Here is a 19,710-nt window from a genome sequence, read left to right on the forward strand (position 1 = left end):
TATGAAAGCAAAAGTATTCAAGTACAAGTCTGACGGGAATACCGTCGTGGCTCCTTATATGGAACTGGAGCCGTACGCGGAGAATGTATATCTCTCCCTGTCGAGAAAGAACGAATATGGGAATGAGGACGATGACTGTTTCCATGTGGTCTGCCGGATTGAAAACGTTTATTTTTCCAGCGGGCAGTATTCACGCCGGTTCCTCAACGGAGAAAACCGCAGGGAGGAAGCCGCCGCCTATTGCAGGAACTGGATCGCGGATACGCTTCAGGGAGCGGAAAGAGGAGCCTTCGTCAGGTTGATCTCCGTCCGCGTGTTCGAGGCTCTCGGACTTGACACCGCACCCTTGATGCAAGCCCGTGAGGCATACAAAAGGAGGCAGGAACAGAAACGCAGGGAGCGGGAGGAGAATGAGGCGGAAGAGCGCAGAGCGCGGGAAGAGCAACATCAGCGGCTGCTCGATGAACAGAAACAGAAATTCCTGGACGGGGAATGGATCACGGGAGGAACATTCCTTGAAATCACCGGAAGGGACGGTTTTGACATCCATATCAGAACCAAAGGGACACTCTACAGGCATGTGAGGGACATAAATAAGGACGGAACCATCAGCTACCGGAAAATCAAAGGCCACCGGACTCCGGACTTTACCGGATGTCATAAGGCCGTGGACGATTATCTTGCATTTATAACAGCAAGAGAGGGCAAATAATAAAACCTGGCGGTAACGGCCTGCTCCATGCGGCTGTTACCGCTGCCATCTTCCGGCCTCACAATTCGCGGTTCAGCGCCATCGCCAGCGGAAACATCAACCGGTTATAGGCTTTAAGCTTTTGTAGGTTCAGCACATATCCGGCATAGGGACTGGTCAGATCGGTATAGAAGAATACGTCGGTAAATCCCGCGTGTTCCTCCACAATTTCACCATCCAACGGAATCTCCTCCACATTGAACCGCTCCAGAGGCAGCTCTTCCAGACGGGCATGCTCCACATTGCCCAATACGTTTAGGTTGCGGTTAAACAGCACGAACCCTTTCTTCCTGTAATCCACACGCATACCATACGGACGCTCCACAAGGAAAGCATCCGCCGCTTTCTTTAGATAGTTTTCCATAATCCTGAAATTAGAAATTGCAAAAATACAGCATTTGTCCGGCAATGGCGAACAAATCAGGAAGATTATCTAAGGAATCCACACAAAATCCCACAACAAAAAACAACCGTATATTTTATTTCCCACCCTGCAAAGGTAGTCCCGCGTCCTGTGTACCCGTACAAGGTCAGGCCCCTTCGGGGTTGGCTGAAAGAAAATCATCCTCGCTTCGCTGCGGTATTTTCTTTCGCCAAACCTTGCGGGTACGGCCACGGGACTGTCAGGCAGGCGAGAAATAAAAATACCGGCTCCCGGAGCCGGACGTGTTTAACAGATAAGAATACAAAAGTCATGAAAATCCTGAATGAAGAACATTTCGAGAATGTAAGACGTTATGCCGAATCCATCGGTGACACCTCGCTTCAAAAATGTCTGGAACGGTTGAAAAGCTGGGAAGAAAACCCTGATTATCCCTGCGAAATCTCACTCTACTATGACCATGCCCCGTACTCGTTCGGCTTCACACAGCGCTATCCCGACGGAAGGACAGGTATCGTGGGCGGCCTGCTCTATCATGGAATACCTGACAGATCGTTTGCCGTGACATTGCAGCCGTTCCACGGATGGCAGATACATACCTGAAAAACATGAGACTCGACAATGACCGAAAAGCAGACTTCAGAACAGAGAATCCGAGGTCTGCTTTTTCATTTCTTGCTGTAAAGATAGCTGTTTCCCGGGCTGATTGCGCAAGGCGGCCCCTTTCAGGGGCTGGGTTGGCTGAAAGAAAATCATCCTCGCTTCGCTGCGGTATTTTCTTTCGCCAAGCCTTGCCGCAATCCCCGGAAAACAGACTGAAAAGACATCAAGAAATAAAAATGCCTACCCATGTAGGCCGATGTTTTACTTAAAAAAGAACAGAAATGGAAACACTGGATTATAACCGGCTGCTGCTTGTCTCCCTGTGGCAATACAACCACCATGGGGATGAAGGGCAGACTCCCGCACTTTTCGAGGAAACGTTCGGAAAGGTCTATGGAGGTCACTATTACGAAAAATGGACCGGCTGCTTCAAGCAGAATCTCTGGGACATGATTGCCTATTTCAGAAGTGAGAAGGAGAACGGACAGAAGTTCTGCGACATGGTTGCCCGTCAGGTCAAATTGTATCAACAAAAACGATCTCAATATGAAGTACGCTAATTTTTATGACCTGGAAAGTCTGACCCGGCTCAACAGGCATGAAGGGTGTGCCTGCTCCATAAAGGAATGTGATGTGGAGAAAGTGAACCGGCTGATTTCAAGGATGCGGGAGGACAGGGAAAGAGTCAGTTTACCGACCGCAGGAGATGTTGTCACTTATATCACCCGTGGCGGTGACTATTATCCGCAGGCACACATTGAAAGGGGCGATGACCGGGAAGTCCATATTTGCCTTCTCCCACAGACACCTTTCTGCCATGAAAATGAAAAGTGTACCGGTTACAATACGGAAGGAGGCCCTTGGGTTATAACCGGTCCGGAATTGCTGCTTCCCGATGGCATACGCGGCAAACAGTTCCGGATGTGGGGGCATACCGGAAGGCACAAGAACGGTGCCGTCCTCTTCCACACATTCGTCAGGGCATGGAAATACACGGAACCCGATCCTCTGTACGGAAAGTACACCACAAAAGAATGGACGAGATACATCATCGAGTGTCAGCCGGATATTGAACCGGCTGATGCCTTTGTCTATCGGAATGAGTCATTCACCCTTTACTCGCGGGAAGAACTGGAGCGGCTGGTCGGGATTCTGCACGGAGAACTTTTCAACGGATTCCGTCCCGGTCTGTTCATACTCTGGGCATACCGTATGGAATGGAAGGAACTTCCCGCATGGGAATGGAACATGCTGAAAGCGGACACCCATCTCTCTTTCCTTGACATTTCTCCCGTCAGGATACAGACTGACCATAAAAGACATATAGTAACAATCTATAAAAAATCAGAGTAATATGGCACCATACAACACACCGCAGGCGATACGTCCGCTTGAGAAAACGATCTGTGATTTCGCCTATTCGAACGGCTACGATCCGATATCCGTTTTCAACGATTTCCTGCGTTATGTCATTCACGGGTTCTCTCCCGGCGCACCGCCCCTTATGGATTGGAAATACAAACGGCAGCAGAACAGGCATTTTATGGAGATGCTTACCGGATGGATACGGCTCATGCAGCGGGAATTGCAATCCGGCGGATGGTTTGATGCGTTCGGTGACCTCTTCATGGCAATATCTTCCAAAATCGGTCGGCAGGTGAACGGACAGTTCTTTACCCCGCCGGATATCTGCGACCTGATGGTCTTATGTACCGATTCGGGGGAGACAGCGACAGGAAAACGTATCTGTGACCCGACATGCGGAAGCGGAAGGCTACTGCTGGCATATCATGTACGCCACCTGGGTAATTATCTGGTTGCAGAAGATGTCAACCGTACCTGTTGCCTGATGACCGTTTGCAACATGCTCGTACATGGCTGCATAGGTGAGGTCATCCACCATGACAGCCTCTTCCCCGAAAACTTCATGGACGGCTGGATGGTAAACCATACACTGACTCAGACGGGCATTCCTTCCATTCGCCGGATGAGCGAGGAGGAATATCGGACAAGCAGGAACATGTCCGTTGACCTGCTCAGAAAGCGGAAAGAGAAATTGCGCCAAATGCAGCCGGACAAGAAACAATCGCCATATAAACATGGCAGAATTTATAAACAATAAACCGAATGATGTATGAAACTGAATGTTAGCAATGAATTGAAATCCCGCCTGATGCATGCGGCGGAAAACGGGAGTGTGATAGCCAAAGACATCCTTTTGGAAGTAAAAAAGAACGTACCGGTGGAAGAGATCATACGCGGTACCTACAACTGCTTCTCCACCAAACGCAAACGGACGGAAGCCGGCACGTTCAAGAAAATCCGGATCGTGTTCACGGCATGCAGCAAGGATTTGGGCCATCCCAATTTCCCGGACCGGAACAATCCGCAGGCACCCTGGTTTCCGGAGAACCGAACAGATCTGGAACCGTCTACGTTTGCCGAGCTGTTCAAAAACCTAGGACCGTACCAGCCCGATGAGATCAGCTATTTCTGTAGCGCCATCTCACTGGACAGTAAGGTCACGGTCAGGCTGCATGAAAGCATGAACGACTTCATGGAAGCCTATCTGGAAAGCAACTACAGCCCCATCGCCGACAGTGACACATCCAGCCTGCACAGTTCCTGTATGCGGTATGAGGACAAGGCACGCAACGCCGCTGACTTCTATACCAACTTCGCCGGCGCTAAAATCCTTGTGGCAAGGGACGAGAGCAACAACATACTCGGACGGGCTGTCGTATGGAACGAGGTAACCTTGTGGAAATCAATAAACACACCGATTGCCGCCTCCCTGCTGGACCGCATCTATTCCTCACACGCATTCGTCGCCGAACTGATCCGCAAGCAGGCGCAGGAGGCGGGCATCCTGTTGCGACGCAGATACAACGATTATACACATACAACAGATTTCACCGTACTGAATCCCATTGAGGGGCAGGAATGGGCGGCCGGAGACAATATACAGGTTTCATTGACGGTGAAAGTGCCCGCCTGCAGGTGGCACAAGAAAGGGGTGCCTTACCTCGACACGTTCTACAGCCTCCATCTAACGGACGGCAACCTGGAACTGAGAAATACGGAGGGCGACACGAGCATAGCCTCCTGCCGGAGCACGGAAGGGTGCGCAAACAGGAGAAAATATGTATGTCCCAAATGCGGAAAAATACATCCCTTTCCGGATATGGCATTCTGCAAGAATTGTCAGGACATGTTCTATATATTCACCGTATTCGGAAAAGTACTGAAAGGCACGTCGGTGGAATACAAGGGAAAGAAATATCCGTCCTTCCTCTTCAAGAAGGGACGTCCCGTACCGGAGTTCAGACGGTACCTGCAAATCGAAAAGTTGTTCATCTCCTAAAAAGTCAGTATCATGGAAAAATTAATGGCTCTTTACAACATCTCCTCCCCCTCCGGCAAGGAGGGGAAGATAGCCGGGTTCATCATCGGGGAACTCAGGCGGATGGGGATTCCTTTCCGGCAAGACCGGCACGGAAACATCTACGCGGTCAAAGGCAACCGGGAAAGCTACCCCTGTGTCGTGGCGCACATGGACGAGGTACACCGGCGCAAGACAGGCTCCTATGTGGCCCATCTTGTGGCGGACTCGATGATTGTCGGCTATGATCACAAGCGTAAACGGATGACTGGAATCGGCGCGGATGACAAGAACGGCATCTGGATCTGCCTGAAATGCCTGGAGGATTTCAAGGCGGTGAAATGCGCCTTCTTCGTACAGGAGGAGGTGGGATGCATAGGCAGCGGCCATGCCGATATGTCCTTCTTTTCCGACTGCCGTTTCGTGATTCAGTGTGACCGGAAAGGGAACGGGGATATGGTAACACAAATCAACGGAATGAAGCTCTGCTCCAATGACTTCATTTCAGCTATAGATTTCCGGAGGTACGGCTACAAGCCGGCACAGGGACTGGCTACGGATGTGGCGGCCTTGAAAAGGAACGGGCTGGAAGTATCCTGCGTCAATCTCTCCTGCGGATATTATGAACCTCATACGGACAACGAGTACACCATCCTGGCGGATCTTTGCAAGTGCTACCGGTTTGTCCGGCACATCATCTGTTGCCATAAGGAAACCAGCACGCATATACCGGAAACGGAAAGAAAACCCTTCCCCGGATATTATGAACTGTTCGGACCGGCCGGATATAGCGAAAAGGATTATATCCGTCTGTCAGAAGAGTACAGATCTGAATTTACTAAAACAAGCAAGACAAGCCATAAGAACAAATTGTGATTTATCAACTTTAAAAACAAAAAATATGGAAGCAACAGTCATGCCGGCCACTGCACCGGTACAGAAACAGCAGGGACTCAACCAGGTAGTCATCAACAAGGTACGGCGAATGATAGAAGGCAGGCAGGGGGATGTCATGGACACCATCAACCGTCTGCTCAGTGAGGGGCGGATCGCACAGGATTTCATCGCTCCCATCGGGGTAAGCCAACGTAGCAAGGAACGCCCCGTTATCTCCTTCAAAGCGGAAGGAAGGGTACAGATGGCAATGCCCGAAGGGAACTTCAACCTGCACGGCAACGCCATAAGCCAGATTTCGGAGAAGATGGGCATTCCCGCCAAATACCTGCGCGAGCTTTCCGCCGGAGATGCCTGGCAGAAACAGTTGTGCGCCACCATCCTGAACGAACATTCGGGATGGACCGAGCGCACACGGGTACTGATACGTGCGGTAGGCATGGAGGTCCGGGGCGTGTTGTCGGACTCCTACCGCCGGCTCAACTCGGTGGACATCCTGACCGCTTTCATCCGTGAGGCGGGAGGACAGGGGGCGGTCGTGTCCGACGCCTATATGAGCGACACGAAAGTATGGTGCGAAACGATCCTGCCCACTCCGATAGAGATACCCACCCGTAAGAACGGGACGGTCATCATCTTCGCAGGAGCACGCTTCTCCACATCCGACTATGGCAACGGCTCGGTGGACATGCGGTCGTTCCTGCTCAACGGGGCGTGCCTGAACGGGATGGTCCGGGAATCCGTCATGCGGCAGGTGCACCTTGGAGGCAGACTGCCGGATTCCCTGTCCCTTTCCCAAAAGACCTATGAACTGGACACGCAGACCACCGTATCGGCAGTTTCCGACCTGACCAAAGGGCTGTACAGCAAAGACACCATCATGCAGAAGGCCATCGAAATTCAAGGCGCATCGGAAATTGACGTGGATTTCGACAAGGAACTGAAGAATCTGGTGCAGAAAGGAGCCTTGTTGAAAAACGAAGGACGCGAGGTGGAAAAACTGCTTATGAACAACAATCCTGACGACGGAGTGACAGGCGGGGCCACGCTCTGGAAACTGACACAGGGAATCACCGCCTTTGCGAGGGAACAGCAGCCGGAACGCTGCCGGGAGCTGCACGAAATATCGGGGCAGCTGATGAACCGGGTAAAGGTAAATTAAGAGTGGCTAAGACTAAAGCCGTGAACGGCGATGGCAAGCGTCCGTTCACGGCTTTGCATAATTTCAATCTAGGGTATATAGAACAGTTCAAACTCCTCTTTCCTTCTTCTCTCTATGCTTGGAATGACTTTTCCCCGATAACAGCGGAACGATATATATTCCCTGTAAATATCCCGATCGCCACTTTCCAGTTTTTGAATCAGTCTGCTTTTGGGTATCTTCCCGTCTCCAACCAGACGGTAACAGCCCACATTAAAGCCTAACAGACTTAAAAGAAGCGAGTCTTTTCCATATTTACGGAATACCTTCAGGCACCGTTCAAGGTCGCATCTCAAAAGCGAGTCCGCCTGTGCCTCGCTCAGGTTCTCGGTCAGCTTCTCATGGGGGAGCAGGCGGTGTCCGTAACCGATGTAAGGCATTTTCCCCCGGTGCCAGCCTTCCCACCGCTTGATGCAGGCTACTGCCTTATCCTTGTCAGACGGGGGATTTTCTGCCTTGCCATACAGAACAAGTGACAGAAAAATCATAATAACCGGTATTCTTTTCATGCGGCCTCCGTATTATTATTGTCTTCCTCCGCTTCCTTTCCATTGAAATCATACGTCAGCTGTTGCAAGTTTCCCCAGTTGTCCTCAAAATAGAGGTCAATGGTCTGCGCCTCCTTGTCGCTCTGCGAGGTATAGTAGAGCCGGAATTTCCATTCGTTCAACAGGTAACGGTCATTGGGCTTCAGTACCGTGCCGTCCTCCATCTTCAGACTGCCCTTTCCGTCAGGCTGGAAATACCTCAGTGTATAGACCGTTCCGGTAAAATTTCCAGACGGCTTGATTTCCAGACGGATTTCCACCGTCTCATCACCGGCTATCTCATCCGCCACCGGCATGGACTCCACCGTGAACGGGTATTCCTGCTGAATGTCCAGTTCATTGTCACAAGCGGCAAGACCAAGGAAGGAAACCGCCATGCAGCAGGCGGCCATCACCATATCAAGGATTCTTCTTTTCATGGGTATCTGTTCTTTTTAAGGTTAGAAAATGTATTTGATTCCGGCTCCATACTGGAAATGGCAGCGGCCGGATGCGCCACCCCACATGAAACGCTCACGCAGGCGTATCAGCAGGGCTATCCTGTCCGACAGGTATCCCTCCGCTTCCAGTGTCACCGCGCCTCCATAGATGAAGGACTCACACTTGCGCAAGGCGGCTCCGTCATCCAACAGGCGGTTTCCGTTGTTCACGGCCTCGTAGCCCAACAAGGCGGAAGCGCCGAGGTTCAGAAAGAAAGACTTGCCGGATGTGGAAAGGATTGTATGATAATAACCGCCTTCCCCTGTATACTGCGACAGTGGGACATACGTGTTCCGATAAGGGTTATTACGTTGTAGCATCTCACAGCCAAACACCCACTGGTTCCCCTTCTTTGTGTAAGTGGCAACAGCCAGCGAAAAGGCGTAGCCCGCATCATGGCGGTCTGCCCGGCTGTAAAAGCCGTCGGCCATTTCAGCGGTAAAGCGGACGGCTTTCATCCCCGGCAGCCGGCGCTGGGCTTCCGCCTGCCCCGTAAAGAGGGCAAGCAGGAGGATAATAAAGATGAAGTTTCTTTTCATGGCACTCATCTTACTTTCAGTTCATTGACAGTCCCGGCGCGTACCAGGTCTTCGTTCTCCACCTCAAACGACTGATGGCGGCCACCCTGTTTCTCGTACATCTCCACGACCAGCTTCTTGCCGTCGGGGATGGTGAACTTGGGCAGGGCGAACACCGTCCGCTCGTTCTTCTTCCCGTCCACACGGGTCACATAGTTGAAGGCACGCAGCGGATAGATGATCTGCTCCTGCATGGCGGTACGCTTCACGATTTTCTTGTCTACAATCTTGAAAGTTACGAAGTCCACATCGAAAGGCACGTGTGTGGCGTTCTTCACCTCGGTATGGAAATAGAGCAGCTCGCCATGTGCGTAAAGCCCCTTGAGCAGGTATTGAACCCCGAACCGCTTGCTGCCGATGTGCTTGACCTTGCGTTTGTCCTGCCTATACACGGATTTCATGATCAGCCGTACCAGACGGGGAGACTCCCCGGCGAGTTCCTGCAAGTAGATTTCCATCGCATTGTTCGGACGGTTAACCGACTCCCCGTCATGGATGAAGTCGCACATCTCCACGTTCAGCAGCAACGGCTCGTCGGCATACTTGACGTTGAATGTGTAAAAGTTGCCGTCCTCGGTTATCACGCTCATATTGGTTTCACTGCGGAAATGTTTCCGGGTCGCCTTCACACGGATGACGTTCTCCGCACCGTCTGCCTTGCCCGCTATCAGGTTGGGGGAACCCAAATCCACGTATCTTACGGGAGAGGGGAAAATTATATGTACGGTCTTGTCATACGTGATTTCCAGACCATGCGGGGGAATCATTTGGCTGAAGCCGATCTTGCGGCTCAATCCCTCGTAATAATCCCCGCTGCTTTGCTGCGCGTATGCAGCCACTGCGCCCATAATCAGGGCAAACATCATCAGAATCTTCTTCATGTGCGTTCTTGATTGGTTGGTGAATAAATGGTTGGTTTCTTTTCTCTTTTCATTTTTCGGGAGAGTGCAGCAACAGCCGGTGTCCGGCTTTCAGGGTGATTTTCACCGCACGCATTTTCTTTTCCACATATTGCGACACGCCCTGTATTACCCCCTTGCCCACGTCCGAGGCAATCTGCGCCCCGGCATCCGTCGAGATGTTGATGCGGCTCCCCATTGAGGTGCCCATACCCGCGGCTATCTCACGAGCTGCGTCATACTCCATCGAGTTCGGCACGAGGATTCCCTGCTGTCCGTCGACATCATATACCTCCAGTTCCACAGGAAACAGCGTGCCTTTGTATTCCACCGTCTCTACAAGGATGTCCATCCGCTCCCCCTGGATGCGTGTACCGCCGGTCAATACCGTCCCTTGGGGAATGAGCCGGTCGTCCACCGCCATCGGCTCCAGCAACCGGATGCGTAACACCTGCCCGTCCGATACGGTCTGCGTACCATGTACACAGGCGGCGATGGTATTCCTGCCGGAAGGGAGTGTCCTGCCTATAGGGGTGTGGAAACCGGTATTCCTCTCTCCCGCAAATTCGGCGATGAAATCCTCATTGCCCATAGGTTGTGCAAGCGATGACACCACCTGATTCTGTACCTGTTTCACCGGGCGGACGGCTGTCCTGTCTTTCCGGGCGCTCCGGCCATTCACGGCAGCCGGGGCATCCGGCTGCTTCCCGTTGTACCGGGCGGCCAGCTCGTAAGACTTTTCCAGCAGTGCCATCTTTTCTTCCAGGGTCTGTCCTTCCGGCTGTCCTTCCGCCGTTCTCTTTTCTTTTTCCAGTTCCTCTATACGGCGGAGCAGATCGGCATCTTGTTGATTTTCATTCCGGGTATATACAGCACCTAGCGAGCGGTTCATATTCCGGTAGGCTTCCGCAGAGGAATGGACGGAGCCGGGGGATTTCCCCGTTTCCAGTTCCGGCGGAAGTTCCGTGTTGGCTTTTCCTGCGGTAAGGCCGGCAGTATCCTGACTGTCCTTGTTGAGCAGTTCGGACATCTCCTGGAAGGTTCCCCTGCGCCATTTTTCCTTTTTCGCCAGTGCTTCCTGCTCGTAGGCACTTACCTTGTCGCCCTCCATTTCCGAATCTTTCGGCGAGGGCATCTCCACGTTGAATCCCTTGCCCTTTTCCTTTTCCGCCTTCTCCTTTTCCGACGGGCTGAATACCAGCAGGAGGAATCCGGCGCACAGCAGGCAGAAGAACGGATAGACAATATACCTCGCGCGTCGGCGCTTCTCTTCGGGAGTCAGCGGCTTGTCACTCGACAGCCCCAGCCGTTCCCTGATTTTCTGAAAGTCCATTTTCATGTTTCTGGATGTTTGAATGAATGGTTGTTGTTTCCGGCCGTAACATGACGGGCCGGATATGCCCGGATTTCATGTCGCCCTTCCGTTCCCCCAAACGGGACACGGAAGAGACAACCGAGTACAGACAGGCTGCCGTGAACAGAAGCGAGACGACACTTGTCAAGACAATGCGCTGCTTTCCGGTCAGCCGGCGGCAGAACAGCCGGATACGGCTGTCCGCACGTTTTAAGACGGCAGGTTTCCTTCTCATCGTTCCACACTCCTTATATCCCTGTTCTCCAGTATGGTGAACTGCTCGATGATGAACCCGTTGGGATTGTCGTCCGAACGTCCCGTATTCTGGAGCGAACAGGAGGTGACAAGGCTCCGCTCGGTCACGTTGCTCTCACGGATGATCAGCTGCCGGGCATATGTATGCGCCTTGTAGGGATAGGCGGCAAAGTCGCACACCACGCTGTCCACGTGTACCACCTGGTTGATGTTGCCCGAAATCAGCCGGTTGTAATATCCCTTTTCGGCAAAGTCCACATAGTAGTGATAGGCGCTCTTGTCCGCCAGCTGCAGGGCACGGCCTATATTGTGCTCGATCGCGTCCTTCTGCGGGGAGAGCGAGAAGAACAGCTCGTGAAAGCGCCGGACGTGTTCCCGCGCCTCGGCGGGGCGGTTCTGTGAAAGATCCTGCGAGAGGGCGAGCATCAGCGACTTGCCCTTATCCAGCACATAGATCTTTTCCCGTTGCTTCTCGGCGAAACGGTACGAGCTCCACAACGCATAGCCGGTGACGAGCGCACAGCAGCCGGTAAAGACAGCCAGCATCAACCGGATACGCCTGAAGCTGCTCTCAATGTTGGTCAATGACTTGAATTCCATTTAGCGAATGATTGGTTTGAATGAATAAATAAATGTTTCCGGTATGACCGGGCGGCTCCTTCCGACAAGTCGCCCAACCCGGTAATCCAAGTTGCCCGACTCACGGAAACGGGTTGCCATAGAGCCTATTTGCCCCGCAGTCTTCCCCCGATATTCCCCAGTACGGCACCGCCCGCCCCGGCAGCGAAACCGCCCGCTTTCGTGGCCGTGCGGTTCAGGTTACGGCTGAAGTTTCCGGCTCCGCCCGCCTGTACGATCCAGCCCGCTACCGTCGGGACGGTGAAGTACCCGATAATCCCTATCAGCATGAATATGATATAGACGCTATTTGAGTTGTCTATCGAGTAGTCGGGGTTGTTCTGTAATTCCAGAATGTCATTTTGGAGCATCAGCACCTGGAGCTTGGCGAGCAGGGTGCTGAACAGGTCGCTGACCGGAAGCCAGAGATAAACGGATATGTACCTCGTAAACCACTGCCCGAGCGTGGACTGGAAACCGTCCCATACGCTGAAGGCGAACGCCACCGGTCCCAGTATGGAGAGCACGACAAGGAAAAAGGTCCTCACGGTGTCTATCAGCAGCGATGCCGCCGCGAATATCAGTTCCAGCAGGCTGCGGAAGGCGTCACGGATTTTCTTCTCCAGATTGTACATCCCCACCTCCACGTACATGCCCAGGCGGGAGGCGGTGTCCACCGTTGACCAGCCCAGCTCGTCCAGCTGACGGTCGAATTCCTCGTCGCTCACCAGGTAGGCGGTTTCGGGATTGCGCAACATGGCCTCCCTTTCCAGTTCCTCCTTCTGCGCCCTGTACTGTTCCATATCCAGCGTCTGCCCCTCAAGCATCTTGTGCGCACCCTGTACTATCGGGCTGAGCACGGTGTTCAGCGTGCCGAGCACCAGCGTGGGGAAAAGCAGGATGCAGATGCCGATGGCGAAGGGACGCAGCAGGGGATAGACATCTATCGGTTCGGCACGGGCCATCGACTGCCACACGCGGACGGCGACATAGAACAGGGCACCCAGCCCGGCAAGTCCCTTTCCCACGTCCATCATGTCCTTGCAGAGGGGCAGCATATCGTCATACAGGGTCGCCAGTATGGTATGCAGGTTGGCAAAATCTATCGACAACGGCATCATGGCTACCAGTATTTGGAGGTTTCATTCCCGTAAAGCCGCATCACCCGGTCCAGGTCGTTCTTCTTTCTGGCACGGAGATAGCTCACGGCGATGTTCTTGTTCGTGTAGTAGCTTACCAGGTTGCGGTAGCGGCGCATCTCATAGTAGCAGTGGTCCACCACGTCCATGCGGTCCTTGTCGGTCATGGAGAGCGTGCTCACGTTGATGACCTGCCTGAGATCCTGCAGCACGCCGTTGCTCTCCTCCAGCAGGCGGGTGTAGCCGAAGGCGATGGCGTCCAGCTCGCGGGGCGAGAAGTTCCCGTCGTTCATCATCTTGCCGAAGTTCGTTACATAGATGTCGGACACGTCGCCCACCATCAGGATGATGTCACGCACCTTGCGGGCGTCCTGTATCAGGTCGTTCACCGCCTTTAACTGGTCGTAATACTTCTTGGCCTGCTCGTAAATCTTCACCGTCTCCGCAAAGCTGTCGGCCGTATTGACCGCCGTTTTCGAGGTATGGGCGATGTTGTCAGACATGTTGATGATGCTTTGGGCAAGGTTGCCGGGATCGGTCACCACCCACTGGGCATTGGCGCCGGTGCCGCACAGGGCGAGTACCGTTCCGATCAGGAGTGACTTCGCTTTCATGGGCGTTCCTCCTTCCGCACATAGTCACCGTTCGGGGAGAAGGTCAGCACGTCGGCGGCCTCGTTGTAGGAGATGTCGATGCGGTGCCCCGTGTTGATGAACAGGTTCCCGTTCTCCTCAACCAGCAGGTAGGTCTGAGGCCTGAGACGGCGCATCTTTCCGCTGCGGGCGAACACCGTCACCTTGTAGGCTTCCCCTTCCTTATATACCAGCACGTCCGGCTTGCCTTCCACGCTGCTCCACGAGCCGCAGAGCTTGTCACGGTCGGTGCCGCTCTCCGAGCAGCCTTGCAATACCATGGCGGCCATACCGATCAGGCACACCGCCAGTCTCATAAGGGATTTGTTTCTCATTGTTCTCTTTTTGGGGTTGATACTTGTCTTTGTTCCTCTCGTTTTCTCTCTGCCATCCGGCGGATGGCAAGTTCCAGGTTGCCGTCCAGCACCTCGGCAAGCCGTTGCACTTCCAGCTTCTCGGACTCTTCCGTCGTGAACGTGAAATACTCTTCCGCGCTCACTTCCGTAGCATAGACCGCCGAACGGGTGCCACCAAGCCCTATCCAGACTTCACGGTAAAAACGTCCGGGATGGTTCGCCTGGTTGATGGAGAGTATCTGGCTTTTCTCTTTCTCCGTCAGGCCGAGCAGCCGCTGGATATGCTCGAACTTGTTCATATATTTCCGCTGGTCCAGAAGAATCTTGCAGTCGGAGTTGTTGATGATGGCCTCCTTCACAATCGGGGAGCTGATGATGTCGTCCACCTCCTGGGTCACCACTACGGCCTCACCGAAATATTTACGGACGGTCTTGAACAAATATTGGATATAGCCGCTCATGTTGGCGGACATAAGGGCTTTCCAACATTCCTCTATCAATATTACCTTGCGGATTCCTTTCAGACGGCGCATCTTGGCGATGAAGGTCTCCATGATGATCAGCGTCACCACAGGCAGCAGCACCTTGTTGCCGCTGATGTTGTCCAGCTCGAACACGATGAACCGCCTGTTTGTCAGGTCCAGTTCCTTGTCGGAGTTCAGCAGGAAGTCGTAGTCGCCCCCCTTATAGAAAGGCTCCAGCACGTTCAGGAAGCCGTCGATGTCGAAATCCTTCTCGCGTACCTTCTTTTCCGCTATCATCCGGCGGTAGTCACCGTCAACGAACTCGTAGAAGCCGTTGAAGTCCGGCCTTGCCTCCCGATTCCCGGTAATTTTACGGATATAGGCGTTCACCGCTCCCGAGAGCGCCACCTCTTCCGAACGTTTCGGCGCCTCGTCCTCCCGTTTCCACAAGGTCAGTATCAGAGTCTTGATGCTCTCGCGCTTTTCCACATCGAACTGTCCGGAATCGGTGTAGAACGGGTTGAAGGATATCGGATTGTCCTCCTCATACGTGATGTAGATGCCATCCCCGCCACGTGTGCGCTCGTGGATCATCCGGCACAATCCCTGATAGCTGTTGCCCGTGTCCACCAGCAGGATATGCGCTCCCTGCTCGTAATAGTTACGCACCAGATGGTTGGTGAAAAAGGACTTGCCGCTGCCGCTTGGTCCCAGGATAAATTTATTGCGATTGGTGATGATGCCGCGCTTCATCGGAAGGTCGGAAATGTCCACGTGCACCGGAATGCCGTTCTGCCGGTCCGCCATGCGGATGCCGAACGGACTGGGCGAACTTCTGTAATTGGTCTCCCCGGCAAAGAGGCAGACCGCCTGCTCCAGGAACGTGTAGAATGACTCTTCGGCAGGAAAGTCGCCCGCATTGCCCGGAATACCCGCCCAGTAAAGCACCGGGGTGTCGACGGTGTTGTACCGGGGAGTGCATTCCATCATGGCAAGCTGGCTGCCCGTGTCGTTCCTGATACGGCGGAACTCCTCCGCATCCTCCGCCCAGGCAATGACATTGCAGTGGCATCTGACGGGAAGCACTCCCTTGGTATGCGCCTCGTCCAGATACATCTCCGTCCATTCCTGGTTCACGGCATTGCTCCGGCTGTACCGTGACAGAGAGAGCATGTTGCGCGAGTTCTTCTCCATCATCTGCAGGATTTCCTGCGCGTTGTCGATGAACACGTACTGCGAGTAGATGTGGTTGCAGGAGAGTAGCAGCCCCACGGGTGCGGCGAAGGAAAGACGGCAGTCACTCCTGTCGGTGGACATACGCTCGTAGCGCATGTCGGTGGAGAGCTTGCCCGGCAGGTCTTCCGTATCCGAAAGTGTGTGCAGGCAGAGCCGCTTGTCCCCGATACGCATCCGTCCGGGCTTGAGGCAGATGTCCTGCAGCACGGCGGTTTCGTCCTCCATCGAGAGGGAGAGGTATTTCTCCACCAGCCCGGGACGTTCCTTCGTGCCGGTAATCTCCTCCGTTTCCAGGCGGCGCAGCCGGATATGGCCGGAGTCGTTCACGATATGCTCGAACTGCTCCACCGCTTCCAGGAAACGGGCCGCCATGTCCTTGTCGGTAATCTCCCTGGGCAGCAGGAATCCCCGGCAGAGGGTGCTGAAGTCGCTTTGCCGGCGGTTGCGCTCACGGGTGGTCTTTGTCAGATACAGGAAACAGCGGTGGTTCAGGTACGGCCTTTCGTTGAAGTGCCGCTCATAGCTGCGCGAGAGGAAGCTCTGTTCCTCCCCGCCGTTTTGGGGACGGTAGCTCTCCTTGGTGAACCAGTCCTGCTTGCAGACGATGCTGTGTTCGGGCAGTACCCTGGCGGCTTTTATCCAGGTGGAGTGCATGGCCTCATACTCTTCCGCCGTCACCGTGTACAGCTCGGGAAGCTCCACCTCGAAGGCCACGGTCAGGTCGGCGTCCTTGCTCACGATGCAGCCGTTCTCCACCGAGAGCAGGGGGAACTTGCGTTCCAGCGTTTCCGCTTTCAATACATTTCTCATGATTGTCGTTTTTTTCTTTTTGCAAATAATCTGAAAACTCTCTTGCGGTGGATCAGGTAGCGCGGATGGCGTTTCTCCGCCAGCAGCTTCATAAGACCGTGTTCGCCGTAGCGGGCGTTCAGCCGGAACACCGCCCATGCCAGCAGACCGCCGGATACGGTCCCGAAAGGGATGCATATCCATTGGTCCACGCCTGCCAGGTAGAGGATGACCACCGCCAGAAGCACCGTCACCATACCGCCCGCAAAGACGAACAGGTATTGTGACTTGAGCCCCTTGAACTCGACGGGATTGCCCGCCCCCTTATTTATAGGATACTCCATACCGCTTAGAGGAAGAAGGAACGCAGGATGGTGGCGGCTACAATCAGAAAGATGCAGGCAAAGAACCAGCTGGCGGCGGTTTTCGAGGTGTCGGGATCACCGCTGGAGAACTTGCCGTAGGTCTTGATGCCGCCCACCAGGCCGAGCACCGCACCGATGGCATAGCACAGTTTGGTGGCGGGATCGAAATACGAGGTCATGAGGCTGGTCGCCTCGTTGATACCGGCAAGGCCCTGGCCTTGGCCCTGCGCGAAAGCACTGGCGGCAATCGCCGCGCACATCACTGAAAAAAGGATTCTTTTCTTCATTGTCGAATCGTTTGGGTAAGACATAAATTTGAATTCGACGGCGAAGATAAAAGGGAATAATACGCTGTGATTCAGAGGTGTCATCATATGTCACCAGATGTCATCAAATGTCATCCATCGTACGGCTTTATGTAAAGTGAATGGAGAAGGATATGGGCGGCAAAGCCGGTCAAATTCAGGATACCCCCGTTGCACATGATAAAAAAATCCCGTACACTTCAACGCGTACAGGATTTTCCGGACATGATATTGCCTTTTCAGACCAGCTTCCTCCAGTCTGCGACAGGTTTGGAAACGTTCCTCTCTTTTTTTAAAGGCAGAGCATTCCCTTCCTCATCCACATACTTTTCCATCAGCTCCTCTATCAGTTTCTTGTTCTCCATCTGGGAGGAGAACAACTCGAACATGTCCGTTTCCTGGATGGCACGCAGTGTCATGGCGGCCCGGTATGATTTGTTCTCATCTGAACCGGCACCATCCAAATTGAACAGCACGTCACCTACATTGAGCAAGTCGGCGGGAGTAACTGCCGGAACAATGGCTTCCGTCTCGGGAGAACGGCTGTCCAGTTTTTCCTGTTCGTCTTTCAGCATTCTCATCTCCTCCAAAGGCAGTTTGCATTCCACTTCATCTTCCGGAATATCCTCATCCTTGCCGATAAGGTCGCTTCCCATTTCCAATTGCTGGCTCATGTAAGGGGCAACGGTCTTTCCTGCATTCTCATCCAGATAGACAAAACGAGTGGCACCCATCACATCTGCCGCATTTTCCGGATTCCGGTGGTGGCCCTTCTCCATTTCCGGTTTCTTACGGGGAGTATAAAGCAGGTCACATATCTTACCTATTCTCTTCTTCTGCTCCCATACCTTATATAATAGATAAGCGGTACAGCCGAGCCGTATCGATAAATAAACTATTTCTTCCATTCTATCGGTTTTTGTGTAGCTTCCTGGTTATATATCTCGTTGATGATGTCCTGATACCTTTCCAGATGGTCTGACAGGACACTGTTTAAAAACATCGGGACGGACATATCCGGAGCAATGACCGGCAATACTTTGGCAACAGTCCTGTATAATGTATCGTTAACATAGGTCTGCCTTCTTGTACCCGCCAGCTTTGCTTCCAGAAAACGTAGCCGGTATTCATTGGTACCGGTTACTTCATCCGGAAATTTCCTCGTTTGCTTTTTAGAAGGACTGACAGAAGCCTTTTTATCTTGCGTCTCCCGGAAAGGGACGGCCTCTTTTTCCAAAGCCCCAGCCGGTGGAACTGTTTCCTCCAATGCCGTGACATCCCCTGCCATCATGCGCTTCAAGGCATCCTCGTCCACCCGGTAATCCATTCTTCTCTTGGTAGTCATAATATTATCTATTTAAGTTTCAGTATGGTTTCCATCTCCGATACTAGCAAGTCCAGGTTGCTGCCTTTCAGTGCGGAGGAAGATGGAGGGAACAAGGTGCTGCGGAACAGAGGCCCCTTCATCCCGGAATCTTTGTTGTAGCGTTCCGCACTGGGAATGACGGTCTCCAGCACCGGTAGTTTCAGAGAGCGGAAAATTTCGGTATAGCCGTTATACAGGCCTTTGGACACCCGTTTGTCCATCCGGTTCCAGAACATATGGATGCCACGCAAGGGTACGTCCGCATGCCGGTGCATGTATTCCCTGATGGCAAGGACAAAAGACATGCTGCTCCGCATTACCATCCTTTCCTGTGTAATCGGAGTGAATACATAGTCCATATTGATCACGGATTGGAAGACACCGGGCACATTCACGGTACCGGGGAGGTCAAAAAGGACAAGGTCATAATCCAGCTCCGACTTTTCGAGAAAGAGGCCGGCCGTCTCCCTGGCTTCCTCCGGGGTGGAGTTCAGGATGCTGTAGGCTTTCCTGCCGCTTGTTCCGAACTGTTCCACCAGCAAGTTTTGCAGATGCACGTTCTTTTCAATGTTCCCCACTTCCCAGTCCCGCATGGCACTGATGCTGTGCTGTGGATAATCACAATCCACCACAAGTACGTTATATCCGTTCAGGTAATGGAAATAACTGGCGAGCAACACGGTGAACGTGGATTTTCCCACACCGCCTTTCTGGTTGCTCAAAGCGACAAATAAAGGTTCTCTCTTCATAGGCTTGAATTTAGAGTGTATAACTTGTTTCATATCTGTCTGGATTTTTTCGTTTCATCACACGGCAATGCATCCGTTGGTATATGGCAATGACACATTGCTTGCCTGTTTGCATGAATACATTGCATACCATATTGCATCAGTGTAATGCCGGTTGCCGGAGGGTGTTGCCGTATAAGGTGCATTGCATTCATGTAATATGGAGCTCAATGTACCCCATACTGCATTGCACGGATGCAATGTGTTCCGTCATGCAGGACTGCCATGCGGCATATATGGCATTGCGCATACATGGATGATACCGCATTCGCGTCATGCACCACCTGTGGCAGGCAAGCAATACATCTTACAGGACAATGTTCCA

General features: G+C 53.0%; 25 protein-coding genes. 8 read left to right on the plus strand and 17 right to left on the minus strand.

The annotated features are described in order from the left end of the window. The first annotated feature begins 1 nt into the window (after window position 1). Window positions 2-712 (plus strand): hypothetical protein, encoded by a 711-nt coding sequence (locus ACYIA1_RS00120; RefSeq protein ID WP_250706600.1) that lies wholly within the window; start codon window positions 2-4, stop codon window positions 710-712. A 58-nt stretch (window positions 713-770) separates the two neighbouring features. Here ACYIA1_RS00120 and ACYIA1_RS00125 read toward each other — a convergent pair whose 3' ends face one another. Then, window positions 771-1,115, minus strand: a complete 345-nt coding sequence (locus tag ACYIA1_RS00125) for a hypothetical protein (protein ID WP_025017651.1) — start codon at window positions 1,113-1,115, stop codon at window positions 771-773. A gap of 330 nt (window positions 1,116-1,445) precedes the next feature. On the opposite strand from ACYIA1_RS00125, the gene ACYIA1_RS00130 reads away from it, so the two are divergent. From ACYIA1_RS00130 to ACYIA1_RS00160, 7 genes are all read left to right on the plus strand, one after another. Next, window positions 1,446-1,736 carry a DUF4120 domain-containing protein gene (locus ACYIA1_RS00130; RefSeq protein WP_005789949.1) on the plus strand — a complete coding sequence of 97 codons (291 nt, stop codon included), beginning with the start codon at window positions 1,446-1,448 and terminating at the stop codon, window positions 1,734-1,736. 281 nt (window positions 1,737-2,017) lie between these two features. Beyond that, window positions 2,018-2,296, plus strand: coding sequence for a hypothetical protein (locus tag ACYIA1_RS00135; RefSeq protein WP_250706599.1), 279 nt, complete (start codon window positions 2,018-2,020; stop codon window positions 2,294-2,296). Further along, window positions 2,283-3,089 carry a DUF4121 family protein gene (locus ACYIA1_RS00140; RefSeq protein WP_250706598.1) on the plus strand — a complete coding sequence of 269 codons (807 nt, stop codon included), beginning with the start codon at window positions 2,283-2,285 and terminating at the stop codon, window positions 3,087-3,089. The genes ACYIA1_RS00135 and ACYIA1_RS00140 overlap by 14 nt, the downstream gene beginning before the upstream one ends. 1 nt (window position 3,090) lies before the next feature. Continuing rightward, window positions 3,091-3,858, plus strand: a complete 768-nt coding sequence (locus ACYIA1_RS00145; RefSeq protein WP_025017649.1) for an N-6 DNA methylase — start codon at window positions 3,091-3,093, stop codon at window positions 3,856-3,858. A 12-nt stretch (window positions 3,859-3,870) separates the two neighbouring features. After that, a complete protein-coding gene (locus ACYIA1_RS00150) occupies window positions 3,871-5,100 on the plus strand; it encodes a hypothetical protein (protein ID WP_480333982.1) in 1,230 nt (409 codons plus the stop codon). A 12-nt stretch (window positions 5,101-5,112) separates the two neighbouring features. Continuing rightward, window positions 5,113-5,994 (plus strand): hypothetical protein, encoded by an 882-nt coding sequence (locus ACYIA1_RS00155; RefSeq protein WP_005789960.1) that lies wholly within the window; start codon window positions 5,113-5,115, stop codon window positions 5,992-5,994. Window positions 5,995-6,019: 25 nt separating this feature from the next. Next, on the plus strand, window positions 6,020-7,174 hold the full coding sequence (locus ACYIA1_RS00160; protein WP_005789963.1) for a hypothetical protein: 1,155 nt from the start codon (window positions 6,020-6,022) through the stop codon (window positions 7,172-7,174). Between the two features lie 68 nt (window positions 7,175-7,242). Here the strand turns inward: ACYIA1_RS00160 and ACYIA1_RS00165 are convergent, their stop codons facing one another. From ACYIA1_RS00165 to ACYIA1_RS00240, 16 genes are all read right to left on the minus strand, one after another. Next, window positions 7,243-7,722, minus strand: a complete 480-nt coding sequence (locus ACYIA1_RS00165) for a glycoside hydrolase family protein (RefSeq protein ID WP_005789964.1) — start codon at window positions 7,720-7,722, stop codon at window positions 7,243-7,245. Further along, the gene (locus tag ACYIA1_RS00170; RefSeq protein WP_005789966.1) at window positions 7,719-8,180 is read right to left on the minus strand and encodes a DUF3872 domain-containing protein; all 462 of its coding nucleotides are present in this window, start codon (window positions 8,178-8,180) and stop codon (window positions 7,719-7,721) included. The genes ACYIA1_RS00165 and ACYIA1_RS00170 overlap by 4 nt, the downstream gene beginning before the upstream one ends. Before the next feature lie 21 nt (window positions 8,181-8,201). Next, window positions 8,202-8,789, minus strand: coding sequence for a conjugal transfer protein TraO (locus ACYIA1_RS00175; RefSeq protein WP_005789969.1), 588 nt, complete (start codon window positions 8,787-8,789; stop codon window positions 8,202-8,204). After that, on the minus strand, window positions 8,786-9,700 hold the full coding sequence (traN, locus tag ACYIA1_RS00180) for a conjugative transposon protein TraN (RefSeq protein ID WP_175331376.1): 915 nt from the start codon (window positions 9,698-9,700) through the stop codon (window positions 8,786-8,788). The genes ACYIA1_RS00175 and traN overlap by 4 nt, the downstream gene beginning before the upstream one ends. A gap of 49 nt (window positions 9,701-9,749) precedes the next feature. After that, window positions 9,750-11,057, minus strand: a complete 1,308-nt coding sequence (traM, locus tag ACYIA1_RS00185; RefSeq protein ID WP_250706596.1) for a conjugative transposon protein TraM — start codon at window positions 11,055-11,057, stop codon at window positions 9,750-9,752. Then, window positions 11,008-11,307, minus strand: a complete 300-nt coding sequence (locus tag ACYIA1_RS00190; RefSeq protein WP_073314212.1) for a TraL conjugative transposon family protein — start codon at window positions 11,305-11,307, stop codon at window positions 11,008-11,010. The genes traM and ACYIA1_RS00190 overlap by 50 nt, the downstream gene beginning before the upstream one ends. Beyond that, window positions 11,304-11,927, minus strand: coding sequence for a conjugative transposon protein TraK (gene traK, locus ACYIA1_RS00195; protein ID WP_025017640.1), 624 nt, complete (start codon window positions 11,925-11,927; stop codon window positions 11,304-11,306). Before traK ends, ACYIA1_RS00190 begins: the two co-directional genes overlap by 4 nt. Before the next feature lie 125 nt (window positions 11,928-12,052). Next, the gene (gene traJ, locus ACYIA1_RS00200; protein ID WP_025017639.1) at window positions 12,053-13,066 is read right to left on the minus strand and encodes a conjugative transposon protein TraJ; all 1,014 of its coding nucleotides are present in this window, start codon (window positions 13,064-13,066) and stop codon (window positions 12,053-12,055) included. A 2-nt stretch (window positions 13,067-13,068) separates the two neighbouring features. Then, a complete protein-coding gene (locus tag ACYIA1_RS00205; protein ID WP_025017638.1) occupies window positions 13,069-13,698 on the minus strand; it encodes a DUF4141 domain-containing protein in 630 nt (209 codons plus the stop codon). Next, entirely contained in the window at window positions 13,695-14,051 is a 357-nt protein-coding gene (locus ACYIA1_RS00210; RefSeq protein WP_005636939.1) for a DUF3876 domain-containing protein, read from the minus strand. The genes ACYIA1_RS00205 and ACYIA1_RS00210 overlap by 4 nt, the downstream gene beginning before the upstream one ends. Beyond that, complete coding sequence (locus tag ACYIA1_RS00215; protein WP_025833201.1) at window positions 14,048-16,582, minus strand: TraG family conjugative transposon ATPase; 2,535 nt, start codon at window positions 16,580-16,582, stop codon at window positions 14,048-14,050. Before ACYIA1_RS00215 ends, ACYIA1_RS00210 begins: the two co-directional genes overlap by 4 nt. Continuing rightward, entirely contained in the window at window positions 16,579-16,905 is a 327-nt protein-coding gene (locus ACYIA1_RS00220) for a DUF4133 domain-containing protein (protein ID WP_250706595.1), read from the minus strand. The genes ACYIA1_RS00215 and ACYIA1_RS00220 overlap by 4 nt, the downstream gene beginning before the upstream one ends. A 5-nt stretch (window positions 16,906-16,910) precedes the next feature. Continuing rightward, complete coding sequence (locus tag ACYIA1_RS00225; protein ID WP_025830977.1) at window positions 16,911-17,213, minus strand: DUF4134 domain-containing protein; 303 nt, start codon at window positions 17,211-17,213, stop codon at window positions 16,911-16,913. A gap of 257 nt (window positions 17,214-17,470) precedes the next feature. Beyond that, entirely contained in the window at window positions 17,471-18,139 is a 669-nt protein-coding gene (locus ACYIA1_RS00230; RefSeq protein WP_087332122.1) for a DUF4122 family protein, read from the minus strand. Then, window positions 18,127-18,576, minus strand: coding sequence for a DUF3408 domain-containing protein (locus tag ACYIA1_RS00235; RefSeq protein WP_025830979.1), 450 nt, complete (start codon window positions 18,574-18,576; stop codon window positions 18,127-18,129). Before ACYIA1_RS00235 ends, ACYIA1_RS00230 begins: the two co-directional genes overlap by 13 nt. Before the next feature lie 8 nt (window positions 18,577-18,584). Beyond that, complete coding sequence (locus ACYIA1_RS00240; RefSeq protein WP_005789995.1) at window positions 18,585-19,379, minus strand: ParA family protein; 795 nt, start codon at window positions 19,377-19,379, stop codon at window positions 18,585-18,587. Window positions 19,380-19,710 lie beyond the last annotated feature (331 nt).

This window comes from Parabacteroides sp. KHUB-02 (genome assembly GCF_056640955.1).

What these genes read in the sequence shown, in the direction of transcription:
- ACYIA1_RS00120 (WP_250706600.1), top strand. Translation starts at nt 2, where the DNA reads ATGAAAGCAAAAGTATTCAAGTACAAGTCTGACGGGAATACCGTCGTG.
- ACYIA1_RS00125 (WP_025017651.1), bottom strand. Translation starts at nt 1,115, where the DNA reads ATGGAAAACTATCTAAAGAAAGCGGCGGATGCTTTCCTTGTGGAGCGT.
- ACYIA1_RS00130 (WP_005789949.1), top strand. Translation starts at nt 1,446, where the DNA reads ATGAAAATCCTGAATGAAGAACATTTCGAGAATGTAAGACGTTATGCC.
- ACYIA1_RS00135 (WP_250706599.1), top strand. Translation starts at nt 2,018, where the DNA reads ATGGAAACACTGGATTATAACCGGCTGCTGCTTGTCTCCCTGTGGCAA.
- ACYIA1_RS00140 (WP_250706598.1), top strand. Translation starts at nt 2,283, where the DNA reads ATGAAGTACGCTAATTTTTATGACCTGGAAAGTCTGACCCGGCTCAAC.
- ACYIA1_RS00145 (WP_025017649.1), top strand. Translation starts at nt 3,091, where the DNA reads ATGGCACCATACAACACACCGCAGGCGATACGTCCGCTTGAGAAAACG.
- ACYIA1_RS00150 (WP_480333982.1), top strand. Translation starts at nt 3,871, where the DNA reads ATGAAACTGAATGTTAGCAATGAATTGAAATCCCGCCTGATGCATGCG.
- ACYIA1_RS00155 (WP_005789960.1), top strand. Translation starts at nt 5,113, where the DNA reads ATGGAAAAATTAATGGCTCTTTACAACATCTCCTCCCCCTCCGGCAAG.
- ACYIA1_RS00160 (WP_005789963.1), top strand. Translation starts at nt 6,020, where the DNA reads ATGGAAGCAACAGTCATGCCGGCCACTGCACCGGTACAGAAACAGCAG.
- ACYIA1_RS00165 (WP_005789964.1), bottom strand. Translation starts at nt 7,722, where the DNA reads ATGAAAAGAATACCGGTTATTATGATTTTTCTGTCACTTGTTCTGTAT.
- ACYIA1_RS00170 (WP_005789966.1), bottom strand. Translation starts at nt 8,180, where the DNA reads ATGAAAAGAAGAATCCTTGATATGGTGATGGCCGCCTGCTGCATGGCG.
- ACYIA1_RS00175 (WP_005789969.1), bottom strand. Translation starts at nt 8,789, where the DNA reads ATGAGTGCCATGAAAAGAAACTTCATCTTTATTATCCTCCTGCTTGCC.
- traN (WP_175331376.1), bottom strand. Translation starts at nt 9,700, where the DNA reads ATGAAGAAGATTCTGATGATGTTTGCCCTGATTATGGGCGCAGTGGCT.
- traM (WP_250706596.1), bottom strand. Translation starts at nt 11,057, where the DNA reads ATGAAAATGGACTTTCAGAAAATCAGGGAACGGCTGGGGCTGTCGAGT.
- ACYIA1_RS00190 (WP_073314212.1), bottom strand. Translation starts at nt 11,307, where the DNA reads ATGAGAAGGAAACCTGCCGTCTTAAAACGTGCGGACAGCCGTATCCGG.
- traK (WP_025017640.1), bottom strand. Translation starts at nt 11,927, where the DNA reads ATGGAATTCAAGTCATTGACCAACATTGAGAGCAGCTTCAGGCGTATC.
- traJ (WP_025017639.1), bottom strand. Translation starts at nt 13,066, where the DNA reads ATGATGCCGTTGTCGATAGATTTTGCCAACCTGCATACCATACTGGCG.
- ACYIA1_RS00205 (WP_025017638.1), bottom strand. Translation starts at nt 13,698, where the DNA reads ATGAAAGCGAAGTCACTCCTGATCGGAACGGTACTCGCCCTGTGCGGC.
- ACYIA1_RS00210 (WP_005636939.1), bottom strand. Translation starts at nt 14,051, where the DNA reads ATGAGAAACAAATCCCTTATGAGACTGGCGGTGTGCCTGATCGGTATG.
- ACYIA1_RS00215 (WP_025833201.1), bottom strand. Translation starts at nt 16,582, where the DNA reads ATGAGAAATGTATTGAAAGCGGAAACGCTGGAACGCAAGTTCCCCCTG.
- ACYIA1_RS00220 (WP_250706595.1), bottom strand. Translation starts at nt 16,905, where the DNA reads ATGGAGTATCCTATAAATAAGGGGGCGGGCAATCCCGTCGAGTTCAAG.
- ACYIA1_RS00225 (WP_025830977.1), bottom strand. Translation starts at nt 17,213, where the DNA reads ATGAAGAAAAGAATCCTTTTTTCAGTGATGTGCGCGGCGATTGCCGCC.
- ACYIA1_RS00230 (WP_087332122.1), bottom strand. Translation starts at nt 18,139, where the DNA reads ATGGAAGAAATAGTTTATTTATCGATACGGCTCGGCTGTACCGCTTAT.
- ACYIA1_RS00235 (WP_025830979.1), bottom strand. Translation starts at nt 18,576, where the DNA reads ATGACTACCAAGAGAAGAATGGATTACCGGGTGGACGAGGATGCCTTG.
- ACYIA1_RS00240 (WP_005789995.1), bottom strand. Translation starts at nt 19,379, where the DNA reads ATGAAACAAGTTATACACTCTAAATTCAAGCCTATGAAGAGAGAACCT.